The organism is Paraburkholderia nemoris, from assembly GCF_905221015.1.
GTDB lineage: Bacteria > Pseudomonadota > Gammaproteobacteria > Burkholderiales > Burkholderiaceae > Paraburkholderia > Paraburkholderia nemoris.
On the sequence record NZ_CAJNBO010000004.1, the window covers coordinates 68,026 to 84,242 of the forward strand.

The 16,217-nt window shown below is 60.9% G+C and carries 17 protein-coding genes, 1 other RNA gene and 1 riboswitch; of the genes, 8 read left to right on the top strand and 10 right to left on the bottom strand.

The genetic code is table 11. From position 1 onward, the window contains the following. Positions 1-13: 13 nt before the first annotated feature. From cobA to KHO33_RS07230, 3 genes are all read left to right on the top strand, one after another. Positions 14-766, top strand: a complete 753-nt coding sequence (gene cobA, locus KHO33_RS07220) for a uroporphyrinogen-III C-methyltransferase (protein ID WP_200564318.1) — start codon at positions 14-16, stop codon at positions 764-766. Positions 767-1,508: 742 nt separating this feature from the next. After that, the gene (locus KHO33_RS07225) at positions 1,509-1,961 is read left to right on the top strand and encodes a hypothetical protein (RefSeq protein WP_200564319.1); all 453 of its coding nucleotides are present in this window, start codon (positions 1,509-1,511) and stop codon (positions 1,959-1,961) included. Positions 1,962-2,461: 500 nt separating this feature from the next. Continuing rightward, a complete protein-coding gene (locus KHO33_RS07230) occupies positions 2,462-2,704 on the top strand; it encodes a DUF6429 family protein (RefSeq protein WP_054042893.1) in 243 nt (80 codons plus the stop codon). 379 nt (positions 2,705-3,083) lie between these two features. On the opposite strand, the gene KHO33_RS07235 is transcribed toward KHO33_RS07230, so the two are convergent. From KHO33_RS07235 to lptF, 3 genes are read right to left on the bottom strand one after another with little or no spacing between them, the layout of a single operon-like run. Further along, a complete protein-coding gene (locus tag KHO33_RS07235) occupies positions 3,084-3,458 on the bottom strand; it encodes a sirohydrochlorin chelatase (protein ID WP_200564320.1) in 375 nt (124 codons plus the stop codon). Between the two features lie 11 nt (positions 3,459-3,469). Beyond that, the gene (lptG, locus tag KHO33_RS07240) at positions 3,470-4,618 is read right to left on the bottom strand and encodes an LPS export ABC transporter permease LptG (protein WP_200564321.1); all 1,149 of its coding nucleotides are present in this window, start codon (positions 4,616-4,618) and stop codon (positions 3,470-3,472) included. 3 nt (positions 4,619-4,621) lie between these two features. Then, positions 4,622-5,719 carry an LPS export ABC transporter permease LptF gene (lptF, locus tag KHO33_RS07245; protein WP_054035128.1) on the bottom strand — a complete coding sequence of 366 codons (1,098 nt, stop codon included), beginning with the start codon at positions 5,717-5,719 and terminating at the stop codon, positions 4,622-4,624. A gap of 137 nt (positions 5,720-5,856) precedes the next feature. Here lptF and KHO33_RS07250 point away from each other — a divergent pair, with 137 nt between their 5' ends. From KHO33_RS07250 to KHO33_RS07260, 3 genes are all read left to right on the top strand, one after another. Beyond that, complete coding sequence (locus tag KHO33_RS07250; RefSeq protein ID WP_200564322.1) at positions 5,857-7,383, top strand: leucyl aminopeptidase; 1,527 nt, start codon at positions 5,857-5,859, stop codon at positions 7,381-7,383. 52 nt (positions 7,384-7,435) lie between these two features. Then, the gene (locus KHO33_RS07255; RefSeq protein ID WP_054035127.1) at positions 7,436-7,864 is read left to right on the top strand and encodes a DNA polymerase III subunit chi; all 429 of its coding nucleotides are present in this window, start codon (positions 7,436-7,438) and stop codon (positions 7,862-7,864) included. 93 nt (positions 7,865-7,957) lie between these two features. Next, positions 7,958-8,632 (top strand): DUF2486 family protein, encoded by a 675-nt coding sequence (locus tag KHO33_RS07260; RefSeq protein WP_200564323.1) that lies wholly within the window; start codon positions 7,958-7,960, stop codon positions 8,630-8,632. An 83-nt stretch (positions 8,633-8,715) separates the two neighbouring features. On the opposite strand, the gene KHO33_RS07265 is transcribed toward KHO33_RS07260, so the two are convergent. Together KHO33_RS07265 and ilvD are read right to left on the bottom strand one after the other, a co-directional pair. Then, entirely contained in the window at positions 8,716-9,057 is a 342-nt protein-coding gene (locus KHO33_RS07265; protein ID WP_200564324.1) for a c-type cytochrome, read from the bottom strand. Between the two features lie 195 nt (positions 9,058-9,252). Then, on the bottom strand, positions 9,253-10,926 hold the full coding sequence (ilvD, locus tag KHO33_RS07270; protein WP_200564325.1) for a dihydroxy-acid dehydratase: 1,674 nt from the start codon (positions 10,924-10,926) through the stop codon (positions 9,253-9,255). 225 nt (positions 10,927-11,151) lie between these two features. Between ilvD and KHO33_RS07275 the strand changes: the two genes are divergently transcribed. Both KHO33_RS07275 and lgt read left to right on the top strand, forming a co-directional pair. Continuing rightward, positions 11,152-12,135, top strand: coding sequence for a LysR family transcriptional regulator (locus KHO33_RS07275; RefSeq protein WP_200564326.1), 984 nt, complete (start codon positions 11,152-11,154; stop codon positions 12,133-12,135). A gap of 143 nt (positions 12,136-12,278) precedes the next feature. Then, entirely contained in the window at positions 12,279-13,184 is a 906-nt protein-coding gene (gene lgt, locus KHO33_RS07280; protein ID WP_200564327.1) for a prolipoprotein diacylglyceryl transferase, read from the top strand. Between the two features lie 93 nt (positions 13,185-13,277). Here lgt and KHO33_RS07285 read toward each other — a convergent pair whose 3' ends face one another. From KHO33_RS07285 to KHO33_RS07305, 5 genes are all read right to left on the bottom strand, one after another. After that, on the bottom strand, positions 13,278-14,009 hold the full coding sequence (locus KHO33_RS07285) for an SIMPL domain-containing protein (protein ID WP_200564328.1): 732 nt from the start codon (positions 14,007-14,009) through the stop codon (positions 13,278-13,280). Positions 14,010-14,206: 197 nt separating this feature from the next. Then, positions 14,207-14,665, bottom strand: coding sequence for an EVE domain-containing protein (locus KHO33_RS07290; RefSeq protein WP_054035123.1), 459 nt, complete (start codon positions 14,663-14,665; stop codon positions 14,207-14,209). Positions 14,666-14,757: 92 nt separating this feature from the next. Continuing rightward, positions 14,758-14,939: non-coding RNA, 6S RNA (gene ssrS, locus KHO33_RS07295), on the bottom strand. Positions 14,940-15,031: 92 nt separating this feature from the next. Beyond that, on the bottom strand, positions 15,032-15,343 hold the full coding sequence (locus KHO33_RS07300) for a cell division protein ZapA (RefSeq protein WP_054035122.1): 312 nt from the start codon (positions 15,341-15,343) through the stop codon (positions 15,032-15,034). Next, positions 15,340-15,696: a hypothetical protein gene (locus tag KHO33_RS07305; protein ID WP_054035121.1), complete on the bottom strand. Its 357-nt coding sequence runs from the start codon at positions 15,694-15,696 to the stop codon at positions 15,340-15,342. Before KHO33_RS07305 ends, KHO33_RS07300 begins: the two co-directional genes overlap by 4 nt. A gap of 207 nt (positions 15,697-15,903) precedes the next feature. Continuing rightward, positions 15,904-16,160, top strand: a riboswitch (cobalamin riboswitch). Positions 16,161-16,217 lie beyond the last annotated feature (57 nt).

Below are 16,217 nucleotides of genomic sequence, written 5' to 3' on the forward strand. Positions count from 1 at the left end.
GGGGTTAAGGCGAATGGGTAAGGTGTATCTGATCGGTGCAGGGCCAGGGGCCGCGGATCTCATCACGGTGCGCGGCGCGCGGCTGCTCGGCACGGCTGATGTCGTGTTGCACGACGCGCTTGTCGAGCCGGCGATGCTCGACTACGCACCTTCCCACGCGCGGCGGATTGCGGTTGGCAAGCGGTGCGGGCAACTGTCGACGGCGCAGCAGTTCATCAACAAGCAGATCGTGGATGCGGCGCTTGAGCACGATGTGGTGGTGCGGCTGAAGGGCGGCGATCCGATGTTGTTTGGGCGCGCCGATGAGGAGATGCGGGCGCTCGAGGCGGCGGGTATTGAGTATGAGGTCGTGCCAGGGATTACGGCGGCGCTTGCCAGTGCGGCGACGTTGAAGCGGTCGTTGACGCTTCGCGGGGTGTCTCGCAGTGTTGCGTTGGCGACGCATAGCCGGGCGGCTGATACAGCGGCGATTCGGGAGCAGGTGAATGCTGATTCGCTCGTGTTCTATATGGGGCGGGATAGCGGGCCTGAGATCGCGCAAGAGTTGATTGATGCTGGGCGCGATGGGGCGACTCCTGTGGCGATTGTGGAGGCGTGTAGTACGCCTCGTGAGCGGATGCTTACTCTTACGCTTTCGGGCCTCGCTTGTGGCGAGGCTCAGCAGTGGCTTGATGCTTCGCAGCCTAGTCTGCTGATGATTGGGGAGGCTTTTGCTGCTCGGCAGCAGGGGGCTCGCTCCGCGGATGGGATGTTGGTGGCTGCTTGAGGTTTTGTTTTGCCTTTTGCGGTGCTTGTTTTGGCCGTGTTCTTGGGGCTTTGGGCTTTCCTTGTTCTGGCTTTGGTGCCTTTCCTTGAATTGTTAGTGGTCTATTAGTGTTGCCCCTGTGCGGGGCGGCACTTACTTTCTTTGCCGCCGCAAAGAAAGATAAGCAAAGAAAGCGGCGCTAGAAGCCCCTGCTAAGTGGGCACCGTAGCCTGCAACGGGTAGTGGTGCATCTGGAATCTGTGTTCTCTCGCATTCGGCGTTAGTGACAAGGGCGTCATACTTCCCGTCTCACACTTCGTGCTCGCCGGAAGCGTTTGCCCCGTCGCGCTTCGCGCGACGTCGCGGTCGGTTATCTATCAATGCTCCGTTTCTTTGCTGAAGTTTCTTCGGTGCTGTAGTCCTGTGTTTGGGCGCGCGGTTGGGAAATTTCGGAAATGATGGTTTCCGGCACTCTTTATCCCTGGCAGGCGATCACTCGCGAAACGATACGTTTTAAACTCAATTCGCCGTCGAGTCAGCGATGGCCAGGCTTGGCAGCCTGCACACCACGCACGTACTCCTGCCCCGGCAGGTCGTGCGTCTGTTTCAGCGCGTCTTCTTGCTATGGGCGGGCCGTGATAGGGAGATCTTCGGGTCTGCTGGTTTGCTGTGGTGCCAGTCTGCCAACCGTATCACTGAGCCCGCTCACCACAGCGCAAATTGTGTGTTGGGCGGTCCAGGTAAGTTTCAGGGAGATCGCGCCATGAGTAAATCCGCCAAGAATTCACGAACCACATCGCGCCCACCCGTTGACGCACTTCAGTACGAAAAACTTGCCCTGTCTGCTTTCGGACTGGTTGACCGGCAACTAAGCCAACTGGACAAGTTGGTTACGCTTGCGGCCTCGATATTCAGGAGTCCGGCGGTGACGCGGGAAGAGAGGCATCGTCAGCGAAAACTGCTGGAAGTACTGATCGACACTGGCGAGGATTATCGGCGAGAAGTCGAGATTGATCGCGAGTTGTACCAGATCATCGCGCTTGATGCGAAGGGAGTACCGCAAAGCTGCATTACCGCGCGTCGCGCAGCGAACCTTCTGGCGAAGGCCACGCAGAGGGCACCGGAAAATTGCAGAGGCACGCGCGCAATGGGAACAATGCGCAACAGGCAAGGGCGTTTTAAAACGATCACGCGCCCTATTGCAACAGCACACTGACAAAAACCCGCGGTACTAGGCTACAAACATAAAAAGGCGCTCGCGCCTTTTTATGTTGTAACTAGATGGTTTTGCCGTGACTAGCTTAATCTGGAATCTGGGTTCGTGCACCTGCATACGTCAGTGAGAAGGGCGTCATACTTCCGGCGGCGCTCCGCGCGCCGAAGAGTACTTCACCAAATCGTGCGTTGTTGTCGATACGCTGCGGAAATCCTGCCAGCAACTAGCTATCGTTACGCCCATGTTGCGCTATTAGATTAATGGCTGGCCCGGGCGTCAGGGCACACTTGCGATCGCCAGCGTCTTGAGTTAAAAATTCATTGAATGATGCCGATCACGTACCAACGTGTTTTGTCTGGCACTTGAGACGAGGAGGCAACGATGAGCAGACAGCGGTCACGCAAACCGTTTGTCTGGAGTAGATCAACTGATGAGACACTGGCTAGCCTCGAACGGTTTTATGTGCGTGTCAGGAAGGCAGCAGCAGGAGCACCATGAACATGAATATCAATATCGATGCAATTGACGAAGTCGCCCTAGCCCTTCTCTACCTGACCCTGCATGACCGATACCGCGCATGGAAAGGCTTCGACTGGGATGTGCTGAACCGACTTCATGAAAGAGGCTTCATCGAAGACCCGGTCAACAAGACGAAGTCCGTGATCTTTACGGACGAAGGACTGCGCGAATCCGAGCGGCTTTTTAATCAGCACTTCGTCATTCCGGAAAGAACGGGGAATTGATTCAGCAAGCGTCAAAAAAACGGTATTTTCAGCACGTCGCCGAGGCGAAGCCGACGGCTCCCGCTGCACCCACCGAAGCCGGTGGTTTCCCCTGCAGACCCGTCCGCGACGCACGCAGTGCGGAGTGGGAGCTGATGAGTCCTTTGTCACTAGCGCGGAACGTGGGAGAGCACGGATTCCAGTCGCACCACTACCCCAGGCAAACCACGGTGCCCGCTTAGCATTAGCGGTTTGAGCCGCTTTCTTTGCTTATCTTTCTTTGCGGCGGCAAAGAAAGTAAGTGCCGCCCCGCACAGGGGCAACGCTAATAGACCACTAACAATTCAAGGAAAGGCCAAAGCCCTAAGAGCACGGACGAAAGCGCCGCGCAGGCAAAAAATCAACCTTGCCGAAGGCAATACCCAGCAACAGCATCCAACACACCTTCATCCTCGCCAACAGCAACAGCGCACCGAATCTCAACCGCAGGATACACCCCCCGACACCTCTCAATCACCTCCGGCAGATCCCTCCGCACATGCCCACCTTGCCCAAAAAACACAGGCACAACAGTCACAACAGAACACCCGTCGGAGACAAGAGAACCAACAGCAGTAGGCAAATCCGGCTCCATCAACTCAAGAAAAGCCAACAAAACCGCCCCGGCATCCGCGCCGCGCGCAGCGCGAACCTTCTCAGCAAGCCTCTCAAACGGCTCCCGCCACCGCACATCCCTAGCGCCATGCGCAAACAAAACAAGTCCATGCGTAGCCATGACAAAGGCCCCTAATGGCGATCAACCCACTTCAACCCGACCAGCCCGAGCACGAGATAAACCAGCCCAGGCGTCGCCGCAGTCAACGGCGCAGGCCACGTATTCAACGTGCCGATATGCGAGAACAGCGTATTGAACAGCTGGAAACTCATCCCCAGCATAATCCCGCCGAAAACCTTCACCCCCACCACGCCGGCACGCGTATGCAGATACGCAAACGGCAACGACAACACCAGCATCACGAACACCGCAAACGGATACAGCAGTTTGCGCCACAGCGCAATTTCATACCGCTGCGTGTCCTGATGATTCTCGGTCAAATGCTGGATGTAGCGGAACAGGTTGAACATCGACATCCGGTCCGGCGACACCAGCAGCACCGACAAAATCTGCGGCGTCAGTTCCGAACGCAGCGAATACGCCGGCAACGCCACCTGCTTCGCACGGTACACCGGATTCAACGCATCGGTCGGCGTGCCCGCAGGAGGGGGGACGTCGATCAGTTGCGTGTCCGTCACATCGGTCAGCTGCCAATGACCCGGCGGCTGATACGTGCCGCTCTTCGCGATCCGCACGTTCGAGAGACGGAACTGCGAATCGAATTCGTAAATGCGCACGTTGCTGATCGTCGCGTCCGGCTTCAATTCGCCGACGTTGACGAAGCGCGTCACCTGCTCGCCGTCCGCGCGCGCCGTGAGCGTGTCCTTCACCCACACGCCCGACTCGAAGTTGCTCGATACCGACGACCCCAGTGCCTCGAGCCGCACGCGTTCCGACAACTGATCCGTATACGGACCGACCACTTCGCCGATCAGGTAAGTCAGGAACACCAGCGGAATGCCGATCTTCATGAGCGAGCGCAGCGCCTGATTGGTGGCGAGGCCGGACACGCGAAAAATCGTGTACTCGGAATTCGCCGCCATCTGCGCGAACACGTAGATCGCGCTGATCAACGCCGCAACCGGAATGATTTCGTAGAAGCGCGACGGCGTTTGCAGCGCGACGCGCAGCACCGCGTACTGGAACTTGTAGTTGCCGTGGCCGACGGAATTCAGTTCGTTGATCAGGTCGAAGAAGAAAAACAGACCCGAAAACGCGAACAGAATAAAGATGAACGTGAGATAGATCTGACGCGCGAAGTACCTTTCATAGATGCGCATCGGTCAGGCCCCCTGCGAACGGCTGAACATCGCCCGCGTGAATAGCGGCCGGTTGCGCACGCGCAGCCAGAAGATGAACGCGACGATCACCGCCACAATAACGTGCAGGCCCACCAGTCCAGCCGCGAACGACATCCTGCCTTGCTCGATCCACGACTGCACGACGTTCAACAGATTGGAATACGTCAGATAGATCAGGACGGCCATCACCAGATTGATCGTGCGGCTGCGCCGCGGGTTCTGGTGCGCGAGCGGAATCGCCAGCAGCATCAGGTTGATCGCGATCAGCGGCAACCCCGCGCGCCAGGCAAACTCGGCGAGATTTTCGTCGGTGGGGTTACGCAGGAGCGTGAGCGTGGGCAAGCTGGTGGTAGTGGGCGTATTGACGACCGGCTGGCTCTGGATCTTCAAGCCGTAGCGTTCGAATTCCATGATGCGGAAATCGGGGTGGCCCGGTTCGCCGTCATAGCGGCGGCCGTTTTCCAGTACGACAAAGCGGTCGCCGTTCTTATGAGTTTCGGTGTGGCCCGTTTTCGACACGACCACGTTGACCTTGCCGTTCTCCGTACTGGTCACGAAGACGTTCTCGACGCGCGCCTGGTCGGGCGACATCTTCTCGATGAAGAACACACGGTGGTTGGTGGTCGACTCGCGGAATTGACCCGGCGCGAGCAGCGAGACTTCGTCGCGCTGCTGGAAACGCGCGCGCAGCAGCTTGTTCTGCTGGTTCGACCACGGCCAGCCGACGAACACGAAGAACATGATGAGGATGATGATCGGCGTGGAAAAAATGGCGATCGGCTTGATGAATTGCGTCAGGCTGACACCCGAGGACAGCCACACGACCATCTCGGAGTCTTTGTACCAGCGTGTCAGGACGAACAGGATCGACACGAACAGGGTCGCGACGAGCATGATTGCCAGGTAGCCGATCACAGTCAGGCCGATCAGGACCAGCACGTCGCGCGGGTCGATCTCGCCCGAGGCCGCGAGGCCGACGATGCGGATCATCATCGTCGTCAGCACGAGCGTGAGGAGAACCATGAACACGGCACCAGCCGTATACGCGAGTTCGCGCTGGAGGGAGCGTTCGAAGATCATTATTGATGAGGAGGTGGGGCGCTCTCGGTGACGTACGGATTGGTTCCCGTCACGCCTCCGGTGCAGCCGCCGCGGGAAAAATAGCGGATAATTGCGGCTTTCATCCTAAGCCCAGATTTTATCCGAGGACAAGCGCGATGGACTTTAGCATAAAAGCCTGTGATTGGACCAAAGGCTCGTCAAACGGTTTCCTGACCGGGAAATCCGATTGCATCGTAATCGGCGTGTTCGAGTCGCAAACGCTCTCGGGCGCTGCGCTGGAGATCGACGCGGCCACCAAGGGCCTCCTGACCCGCGTCATCAAGGCCGGCGACATGGACGGCAAGGCCGGCACCACCCTGTTCCTGCACGAAGTCTCAGGCATCGGCGCTTCGCGCGTGCTGCTGGTCGGCCTCGGCAAGCAGGATGCTTTCAGCCAGAAAGCCTACGGCGAAGCCGTGCGGGCCGCCTGGCGAGCACTGCTCGGCACCAAGATCGTCCAGGTTACGTTCACGCTCGCCCAGCTGCCAATCCTCGAGCGCTCGGCCGATTGGGGCGTGCGCGCCGCGATCCTCGCGCTGCGCGAACTGAGCTACCGCTTCACGCAGATGAAGAGCAAGCCGGACAACGCGCCGCGCGCCCTGAAGCGCATCGTGTTCAGCGTCAACACCGGCGACGAGAAGGCCGCCAAGCTCGCGGCCAAGCAGGGCGCCGCGCTTGCCAACGGCATGGATCTGACGCGTGACCTCGGCAACCTGCCGAGCAACGTCTGCACACCGACCTATCTGGCCAACACCGCGAAGAAGCTCGCCAAAGACTGGAAGCTGAAAGTCGAAGTGCTCGGTGAGAAGCAGTGCGAAGCCCTGAAGATGGGCTCGTTCCTGTCGGTCACGGCCGGCTCGGTCGAACCGGCCCAGTTCATCGTGCTGCAGTACCAGGGCGGCGCCGCGAAAGCCGCGCCGGTGGTTCTGGTCGGCAAGGGCGTCACGTTCGACACCGGCGGCATTTCGCTGAAGCCGGGCGAAGGCATGGACGAGATGAAGTACGACATGTGCGGCGCCGGTTCGGTGCTAGGCACGTTGCGCGCCGTCGCCGAAATGGGCCTGAAAATCAACGTGGTCGGCATCATCCCGGCCGTCGAGAACATGCCGTCGGCCACCGCCACCAAGCCGGGCGACATCGTCACCAGCATGAAGGGCCTGACGATCGAAGTGCTGAATACGGACGCCGAAGGCCGGCTCATCCTGTGCGACGCGCTGACCTATGCCGAGCGTTTCAAGCCGGCGGCGGTGATCGACATCGCCACGCTGACGGGCGCCTGCATCATCGCGCTGGGTCACCACAACAGCGGTCTGTTCTCGAAAGACGACGCGCTGGCGGGCGAGCTGCTCGATGCCTCGCGTGAAGCCTCCGACCCGGCCTGGCGCCTGCCGCTCGACGACGAGTATCAGGATCAGCTCAAGTCGAATTTCGCGGACCTGGCCAACATCGGCGGACGTCCGGCGGGCAGCGTGACGGCGGCGTGCTTCCTCTCGCGCTTCACTGAAACGTACCCGTGGGCCCATCTGGATATCGCCGGCACCGCGTGGAAGAGCGGCGCGGCGAAGGGCGCCACCGGCCGCCCTGTGCCCTTGCTCGCGCAGTTCCTGATCGATAGGGCCGCTGACGGTCGCGCTGCACAATGACGCATTGCAGTAAAGTTGCGGGCGTCGTTGCAGACGCAAAGCGGAGCCGCCGATGACGAGAATCGATTTTCACTCGAACGTCGGCGATTCGCTGCTGTATGCGTGCCGCCTGATCCGCAAGGCGTATCAGGCGGGCCAGCCGACCATCGTGCTGGCCGAGCCCGCGCGTCTGCGGGCTTTCGACGAGCAGTTGTGGACCTTCTCACCCCTGGACTTCGTGCCGCACTGCATGGCGGGCACGCCGCTCGCCGCGCAAACGCCAATCGTGCTGGCGTCGAACCTCGATGATGTGCCGCATCATCAGGTGCTGCTCAATCTCGGCGCCACGGTCCCGGCGCAATTCGCGCGCTTCGAAAGATTGCTGGAAGTGGTCGGTAACGCACACGACGAACTCGCGGCGGGCCGCGAACGCTATCGTTTCTATCGCGATCGCGGCTATGCTTTGAACAACTACAAGCAAGGCAGCCAGGCCTCCAGCTAGGCCCCATTTCGTCCGCGTCGCGCGGTGTTTTGTCGGATGGATTCGACGCGCGCGCGGCCTGCCTCGGCTTGGACTCAAACACGGAGAGCGCGCGTGTCCGATCCTAACGATAGTTCGATCCCGGTTCTGAACGAGATTCTCGTGCCGGGCAAGCCTGCCCAGGCGCGCGAGGCGGAGGGCGGCGCAGCGGCGCCGGCCACCCAGCCAGTGGCCGATCCCGCGACTGCGCAAGAACCGGTCCTTACGCCGGAAGCCAGGCATGAGCCTGAGCCGGTGCTTGCGCCAGAATCCGCGCACGCGCCAAAGGAGCCGACGCTCGCGCCGGAACCCACGCATGTGTCGGAGCAAGCGCATCCGGCCGAGCACGCTCACCCGAAAAGGCGTTCGCGGGCACACCACGCTGCCGATCACCGGCACGGACATGAGCCGGCCTTTGCGTCTGCGGGCGTCTTCGATCGGGCTGAACCGCATGCGCCGATCGAGGCGGGTACGATCGTGCCGCCGGATATCGCTTACGAAGCACAGCCGCAACCCAATCTCGATGCCGATGTCATCGCCGAACGTCTGCGTGGGCGGTTCGCGGGTTTTCTGACGGGCGAGGGGCGCGGCATCATCGAGGCACGTTGCCGCGATGCGTTGCAGGATCACACGTCCTGGCTCATCAACCAGATCACGCGCGAAGTGGCGTTGGCGCTGGAGACTGAATTGACCGGCTGGGTCAGGGAAGCGGTCGATCAGGAGATCGCGAGGCGCTCGGGCAGCGCCTGATCGTGGCTGAGGGCGCGCCGCGCTACGGGCGCTCTCACCGCTTTCATCAAGCGGCGTTCATTTGAGTCTTCGTTTAAGTGTGATTATTTGAGCGTCAGCACCCAGCTCGCCAGCGTAGCCGCCTGATCGGGCGTGAGTTGCGTATTCGCGGGCATCGGCACCGCGCCCCACACGCCCGTGCTGCCGTCAAGAATTTTGTGCTTCAGATAGGTGGCGGCATCTTCGCGGCCGGCATATTTCGAGGCGACGTCATGCAGCGCGGGTCCCATGAATGGACGCGTCACCGAGTGACAGCTCATGCAGTTTTCTTGCTGAGCCAGCTCGAGGGCGGCGGGCACCTCCGCGTGCGCCGCCGGACTGACGGCGCCTAACATAGCGCTCAGCACGCTGGCCGACGCGAGCGCTGCATACGACATTGATTTCATTCTGGTCTCCGTCGGTGCAGGTGCCCGACTCGTGGTGCACGCATTATAAAAGGAAAGGGGCGCACGGTTTCCCGTGCGCCCCTTTGCGCTTTTTCGTAACTGACGCAGCCGATGTGGTGTCGAGCGATGCTACGCGTTAGCCCCGGCGAATCGAGGTGAATCGAGGCGGATCAGCGTAGCGTGCTCAATGCCCGCTCAGCCCGTCACTGCGCCCTTGTTGGCCGGCAGCGCCAACGCCGAGTACTTCGCCAGCACGCCACGCGTGTAACGCGGCTTCGGTTGCTGCCATGCAGCGCGGCGGCGTTCCAGCTCGGCGTCGTCGATGTTCAACTGCAGGAGCAGCTTGTGCGCGTCGATCGTGATCGAGTCGCCTTCCTGCACGAACGCGATCGTGCCGCCCACGAACGCTTCCGGCGCCACGTGACCCACCACCATCCCCCACGTGCCGCCCGAGAAGCGGCCGTCGGTGATCAGGCCCACGCTTTCGCCGAGTCCCTTACCGATGATTGCGGACGTAGGCGCAAGCATTTCCGGCATGCCGGGGCCGCCCTTCGGGCCGAGGTAGCGCAGCACGACCACGTCGCCGGCCACGATCTTGTCGGCCAGAATCGCTTCCAGCGCGCTTTGCTCGTCGTCGAACACGCGGGCCGGTCCGGTGATGACCGGGTTCTTCAGGCCGGTGATCTTGGCGACCGCGCCATCGACGGCCAGGTTGCCTTTCAGGATCGCCAGATGGCCTTCCTTGTACAACGCCTGCTCGATCGGGAAAATCACCTGCTGATCGGCGCGCGGCTTGCTCGGCACGTCCTTCAGTTCTTCGGCGATCGTCTTGCCGGTGATCGTGATGCAATCGCCGTGCAAGAGGCCCGCGTCGAGCAGGATCTTCATGACTTGCGGAATGCCGCCGGCCTTATGCAGGTCGGTCGCCACGAACTGGCCCGACGGCTTCAGGTTGCAGATCACCGGCACCTTCTTGCGCATACGCTCGAAGTCTTCGATGGTCCATTCCACTTCAGCCGCGTGGGCGATGGCGAGGAAGTGCAGCACGGCGTTGGTCGAGCCGCCCGTGGCCATCAGCACGGCCACGGCGTTTTCGATCGCCTTCTTCGTGACGATGTCGCGCGGCTTCAGATCCTTCTTGACCGCTTCGACCAGCACGCGTGCCGATTCGGCCGCCGAGTCGACCTTTTCCTGGTCCGGATTGGCCATCGTCGACGAATAAAACAGCGACATGCCCAGCGCTTCGAACGACGAGCTCATCGTGTTGGCGGTGTACATGCCGCCGCACGAACCCGTGGACGGGCACGCGTTCTTTTCGACCCCTTCAAAATCTTCCTGCGACATCCGGCCGGCCGTGAACTCGCCCACTGCTTCGAACGACGACACGATGGTCAGGTCGGTGCCCTTCCAGTTGCCCGGACGGATCGTGCCGCCATACACGTAGATGCTCGGCACGTTGGTGCGCAGCATGCCGATCATGCCGCCCGGCATGTTCTTGTCGCAGCCGCCGATCACCACCACGCCGTCCATCCACTGGCCTTGCACGCAAGTCTCGATACAGTCGGAGATGACTTCGCGCGACACGAGCGAATACTTCATGCCTTCGGTGCCCATCGACATGCCGTCCGAAATCGTCGGCGTACCGAAGATCTGCGGATTCGCGTCGGCGCCCTTGACCGCGGCGACGGCCGCGTCGGCCAGACGCTGCAGGCCGGCGTTACACGGCGTGATGGTCGAGTGGCCGTTGGCGATGCCGATCATCGGCTTGTCGAAGTCGGCCTTTTCGTAGCCGAGTGCGTAGTACATCGAGCGGTTCGGTGAGCGCGCCACGCCTTGCGTGATGTTCTTCGAACGACGGTTGTATGCCATGGGGAACTCCAATCTGTTTTGTTTTGATCCGTGCTGCGTGTGCGGGACTCAGGTGCTGCCGCAGAGGCCGCGCTGACGCTGCCAATGCGTTGCCGGCGGCGTCGGCCGATACGGCGGTTCTGGTCAGTTCAGTTTAGTTCCGACGCGTTGCGCAAGGGTGCAGTTTTGCGAAGCGCGTGTCCAATATATTATTCAGGCTCGATTAGGTCGTAAAATGTATTAATCATGTTGCCTACGATTCCTGACCTGCGCCAATTGCGCTATTTCGTGACCGTCGCCGAAGAAAAGCACTTCGGGCGGGCGGCCGTGCGTCTTTCCATGACGCAGCCGCCGTTGTCGCAGGCGATTCGGGCGCTGGAGGAAACACTCGGCGTCGAGTTGTTCGCGCGCACCAAGCGCTCGGTGGAGCTGACCCCGGTGGGCGCGGACCTGTTGCCCGAAGTGCAGCGCCTGCTGGCGAGCGCCGAGGGGCTGCGGCCGCTGGCGCAGAGCCTCGCGCGAGGCGAGGCCGGGGCGTTGTCGCTGGCTTTCGTCTCGACGGCCGATTACGGCCTGCTGCCGCTGCTGCTGCGCGATTTCGGCGCGCGCCATCCTCGAGTGCGCCTCGAACTGACCGAAGCCACCAGCGACGTGCAGATCGACGAATTGGTGGCCGGGCGCATCGACGCAGGCCTCGTGATCGCGCCGCTGCCGTCGCGCCATGCCACCCAGCTTTCGTGGCTGCCGATCGCCCGCGAGCCGCTGGTGATCGCGATGTCGACGGACATGGCGCAGCGCGTGGGCCGCACCGCCGGCTCCAGGGCCGACCCGCACGCGGAGTGGCTGGACACGCCCATCAGCCTGCGCGACGTCGCCAACGAACCGCTCGTGATCTTCCCAAGACGTCTGGCGCCAGGCTTTTATGACATCATTATGGATTGCTACGGCGTGGCGGGCCTCGCGCCCCGGGTCGGCCAGGAGGCGATCCAGATGCAGACGATCGTGAGCCTCGTGTCGGCCGGGATGGGCGTCGCACTGGTGCCGCAATCGTTGCGTAATCTGCGCCGCACGGGTGTCGTGTACCGGCCGCTCTCCGAATCGGTGCCGGCGATCGAGACGGGGCTGGTCTGGCGCACGGCGGAGGTGAGTCCGGTTCTGGCCGGCTTCATCGAGATCGTGCGAGCGCACGCGGCGACCATGGAGGCGCAGTTCGCGGCGCCTCGTGTTTAGGCGAGCTTAGGTGAGCCGCTGCCGCGAACGCATTGCAAGCGGAACCGTCCAACGCATGCGCCGCATGATGCGCACACCGCCGGCTGCTACTTGAAACCCGACTAGAAATCCGCTTCTGAACCTGAACTGCCCATAACAACACGATGCTCATTCACCCGAATTTCGACCCCGTTGCCATTCATCTGGGGCCGCTTGCTGTGCGCTGGTATGGACTGATGTACCTCGTTGCGTTCATCGCGGCGATCGTCGTCGGCCGCTTGCGGCTGCGTTTGCCGTATGTCGCCGCGCAAGGCTGGACCGCTAAAGATATCGACGACATGCTGTTTTACGGCGTGCTCGGTACGATCCTTGGCGGCCGGCTCGGCTACGTGCTGTTCTATAAGGCGAGCTTTTACTTCGCGCATCCGCTCGACATCTTCAAGGTATGGGAAGGCGGCATGTCGTTTCACGGCGGCTTCCTCGGCGTGACGCTGGCCATGGTGCTGTTCGCCTATCAGCGCAAGCGGTCGTGGCTGCAGGTCACCGATTTCGTCGCGCCGATGGTGCCGACCGGGCTCGCGGCTGGGCGCCTCGGCAACTTTATCAACGGTGAGTTGTGGGGCCGCGTGACCGATCCGTCGGCGCCCTGGGCGATGTTGTTTCCAGGCGCCGCGCCGGACGACGCCACGTGGCTCACCACTCATCCGCAACTGGCCGCGCAATGGCATCTGAACGAAGTGTTCGCGCAATATCACATGCTGCCGCGTCATCCGTCGGAGTTGTATGAGATCGCGCTGGAAGGCGTGGCGCTGTTTTTCGTGCTGTTCTTCTTCTCACGCAAACCAAAGCCGTTGGGCGCAATTTCCGCGGTGTTCCTGATCGGCTACGGCCTCGCGCGTTTCACGGTGGAATTCGCACGTGAGCCGGACGACTTCCTTGGGCTCCTGGCAATGGGCCTCTCGATGGGCCAATGGCTCTCGCTGCCAATGATCCTCGTGGGCATCGGGGTACTGGTGTGGTCATATCGCCGTGCGCGGCGTGAACCGGCGCAGCCAGTCGGCGCAAACTGAGCGCTACGTTTTATCGTAGTGAGAAGCCAACAAAAAAAGCCACGGCATGCCGTGGCTTTTTCTTTTACAGCAGGACGTCCGGTGTAAAACGCGTTACTTCATCTGTACCGAGCCCGACACATTGACCGTGACAGTCGACGTGCCGCCTTCGATCGGCACCGGCGCGGATGCCTTCGCATCGGCACCCATTGCGCGTGCGCTCATCATCATCATGGGACGCGGCATGACACCGTTGTGCCCGACGTTGACCTCGCGAATCGAATAGCCGTTGTAGCCGAATGCCTGCGCCGACGAAGCGGCTTGCTCACGGAACGACTTGATGGCCTCACCGGTGAGCTTCTGCTCCGCGGCACGCTGCGCTTCCGGCGACAACGAGAACTGCACGTTGCCGACCTGCATGATCGATGCCATCTGGCCCGCGAGCTTCGACGCCGCGGCGAAGTCGTGCGACTCGAGCACAACTTCAGTACGGCCGCGCCATGCGGAAATACGGCCGTCACGATCGGTGGATGGGTAGATCGAGAAGGAGCCAGTGCGAGCCGTTACGCCGTTCACGCCCTTGGCTTTTTGCAGCGCCGCATCGGCGCGTTGATTCAGCGTGGAGGTGAGCACGGACGGATCACTCGCTTCCTGCTCATAGAACAGCGTGATATCGACGACGTCTTGCGGCACTTCCGAGCTTGCTTGCGCATTCAGCGACAGCACGCCCGCGGGCTGATATTGCGTCACGCCCTGCGCGCGGGTCATGGCCGGCGTCAACGCGAGCGCAGCAGGCGCGGCGCAAACGAGAGCGAGAGCGAGTGCACGTGCGGTGTTTTTCGTCATTCTTGGACTCCTTGCTTGAACAGGTTGTGCACGATTGGAGCGAACGCCATGCGCGTGGCACAACGTTTGCGAGTCCGTTAGGCGCTTGTAACCTGAGCTTGGTTCCCTAATTTGACGTTTGCTGAACGTTTGTGTTCATCGGCGCACAGACTTGCGCGTGACACAAGCGGCAACGGGCCGCATGTGAGTATGCAACGTTAAACAAGACGTTTAGTGATGAAGCGCCATTCAGCTTCGGTCACCGGTGTGATCGAAAGACGGTTGCCTTTGACGAGCACACGCATGTCCTTCAATTCCTCATGCTCGCGCAGCGCGGCAAGCGGAATCAACGGGATCTTCTTCTTGAACACCACATCGACGAGTAGCCAGCGCGGCGTTTCCTGCGACGACTTCGGGTCGTAGTAGGGGCTCTTCTTGTCGAATTGAGTGGGGTCTGGATACGCGGTGGACGATACCTCCGCGAGCCCTGCAATGCCCGGCTCCGGGCAACTCGAGTGATAGAAGAGCACACCGTCGCCGACCTGCATCATGTCGCGCATGAAGTTGCGCGCCTGATAGTTGCGCACGCCGGTCCACGGCAACGTATGGTGCGGCGCCTCTGCGAGATGGTCGATGCTTGCTTCGTCCGGTTCGGACTTCATTAGCCAGTAGCGCATGAATCGAGTTGAACGTTAAAGGTTTGATACAGCAAGAAAAATCGCGGCCCAAAGAAAAACGGCACCGAACCGAAGTCCGATGCCGTTTGAATAAGGTCCCCGCCTTAGCCGCTAGGCCGGCATCCTGAACCGGGAGTTCAGAATTGGTCGCAGTTAGCAGCACTTCGGGTACATCAGACAGAGTGACGCGCACACCCGTGCTACAAATTTCCACAACCGTGCACATGGCATTGGTTCAAGGAATATATGACCTTGGCGAACCAGGCAGGGAAGTCAAACCGATTGAATTCAAGACGTTTGCATGAATCTTTGCTCATGCACCTCGTTTGAATCCGCAGCCGATCTCAGGACCGGCTACAAGATACTTTACATGCTGTACTGCTGAATCACAGTACCCAGTTGCTCGTTCATTTGGTGCATTGTACGCCGGATTTCTTCAGCGGGAAATGCTTCTCCGTGCCGCACGCTGCTTTGCAGCTTAAGCAGTTCTGATGCCAGCGACAGCGCGGCCATGACGGCAATGCGATCCGTGCCGCGCACGTTGCTGCTATTGCGGATCTTCGACATCTCGGCGTCGACGCGAGCAACCGCTTCAAGCAACGCGCCTTCAGTTTCCGGCGAGCAGGCGAGACGATAGGGCACGCCGAGAATCGATACTTCGATCTGCTTGGTGGTCATGCATTTTCTCCATGGCGGGTGACGTCGCTCTCCGCTTCTTCCTCATGCGGCGCGGCCTCGAGCAGGTCGAGCTGATTATCAGGCTCGCTGTGCGCGCGGGCCCGCGGCAATTTTTCGAGGATCGCATTGAGGCGCACCTGTGCGTCGTCGATCTTTGCCGACAGCGCGTCGCGTTCCGCCTGCAGCGCATCGCGCTCCTCGCGCATCAGCGCGAGTTCCGTGCGCGTGGCCTCGGCTTCCGCACGCGTTTGGGCGAGCTGATCTTCGAGCGCGAGACGCGCTTCATTGTGGCGTTGGCTGATCGTGATCAGCTTGCCGATATTCTGTGAAAGTGTTTCGAGTTCGGTGAGCATCTGCTGCGTCCTCTAAAGACATCGCATTTTAGCGCGGAATGTCGCAGGTTCCGACAATTGTCTCGTTTCGAGACGTAACAACATCGCTTTGTGCCGGCTTTTATCGACCATATGATGAAAAACAACTCATGCATCGGACAATAACCTGCACTTAACAGAACAGTTTGCGCGCGGATTAACCATTCTTGACGGACCCGAGGGCCGCTCCTAAACTGGCCGCACTTTGGTGCCCGCGCGCGCTTTTCGACAGTGTGCGCAGTTAAACGGGAAGCAGGGCGCGCGCTTCGCCTGAACGCGCCAACCTGCGCTGCCCCCGCAACGGTAAGCGACCGCATTCGTCATGCAGGTCGATCCTGATCGCGTGTTTGAAGCTGAACACGCGAGTGTGCCACTGCGCGTCACGCGTGGGAAGGCGGGATCGATGTGTCGCCAGCCCGGATACCGGCCAGAGGGAGAGGCTCGTTCCCGCGCAAACGTAAAACAACGCGGGCGCCTCGTTACGCATCGGCCCGCGGGGAAGC

Coding starts and splice junctions, on each gene's coding strand:
- KHO33_RS07250 (WP_200564322.1), top strand. CDS start 5,857: ATGGACTTTAGCATAAAAGCCTGTGATTGGACCAAAGGCTCGTCAAAC.
- lptG (WP_200564321.1), bottom strand. CDS start 4,618: ATGCGCATCTATGAAAGGTACTTCGCGCGTCAGATCTATCTCACGTTC.
- KHO33_RS07230 (WP_054042893.1), top strand. CDS start 2,462: ATGAATATCAATATCGATGCAATTGACGAAGTCGCCCTAGCCCTTCTC.
- lgt (WP_200564327.1), top strand. CDS start 12,279: ATGCTCATTCACCCGAATTTCGACCCCGTTGCCATTCATCTGGGGCCG.
- KHO33_RS07235 (WP_200564320.1), bottom strand. CDS start 3,458: ATGGCTACGCATGGACTTGTTTTGTTTGCGCATGGCGCTAGGGATGTG.
- lptF (WP_054035128.1), bottom strand. CDS start 5,719: ATGATCTTCGAACGCTCCCTCCAGCGCGAACTCGCGTATACGGCTGGT.
- KHO33_RS07285 (WP_200564328.1), bottom strand. CDS start 14,009: ATGACGAAAAACACCGCACGTGCACTCGCTCTCGCTCTCGTTTGCGCC.
- KHO33_RS07290 (WP_054035123.1), bottom strand. CDS start 14,665: ATGCGCTACTGGCTAATGAAGTCCGAACCGGACGAAGCAAGCATCGAC.
- KHO33_RS07305 (WP_054035121.1), bottom strand. CDS start 15,696: ATGCTCACCGAACTCGAAACACTTTCACAGAATATCGGCAAGCTGATC.
- KHO33_RS07275 (WP_200564326.1), top strand. CDS start 11,152: ATGTTGCCTACGATTCCTGACCTGCGCCAATTGCGCTATTTCGTGACC.
- KHO33_RS07225 (WP_200564319.1), top strand. CDS start 1,509: ATGAGTAAATCCGCCAAGAATTCACGAACCACATCGCGCCCACCCGTT.
- ilvD (WP_200564325.1), bottom strand. CDS start 10,926: ATGGCATACAACCGTCGTTCGAAGAACATCACGCAAGGCGTGGCGCGC.
- KHO33_RS07265 (WP_200564324.1), bottom strand. CDS start 9,057: ATGAAATCAATGTCGTATGCAGCGCTCGCGTCGGCCAGCGTGCTGAGC.
- cobA (WP_200564318.1), top strand. CDS start 14: ATGGGTAAGGTGTATCTGATCGGTGCAGGGCCAGGGGCCGCGGATCTC.
- KHO33_RS07300 (WP_054035122.1), bottom strand. CDS start 15,343: ATGACCACCAAGCAGATCGAAGTATCGATTCTCGGCGTGCCCTATCGT.
- KHO33_RS07255 (WP_054035127.1), top strand. CDS start 7,436: ATGACGAGAATCGATTTTCACTCGAACGTCGGCGATTCGCTGCTGTAT.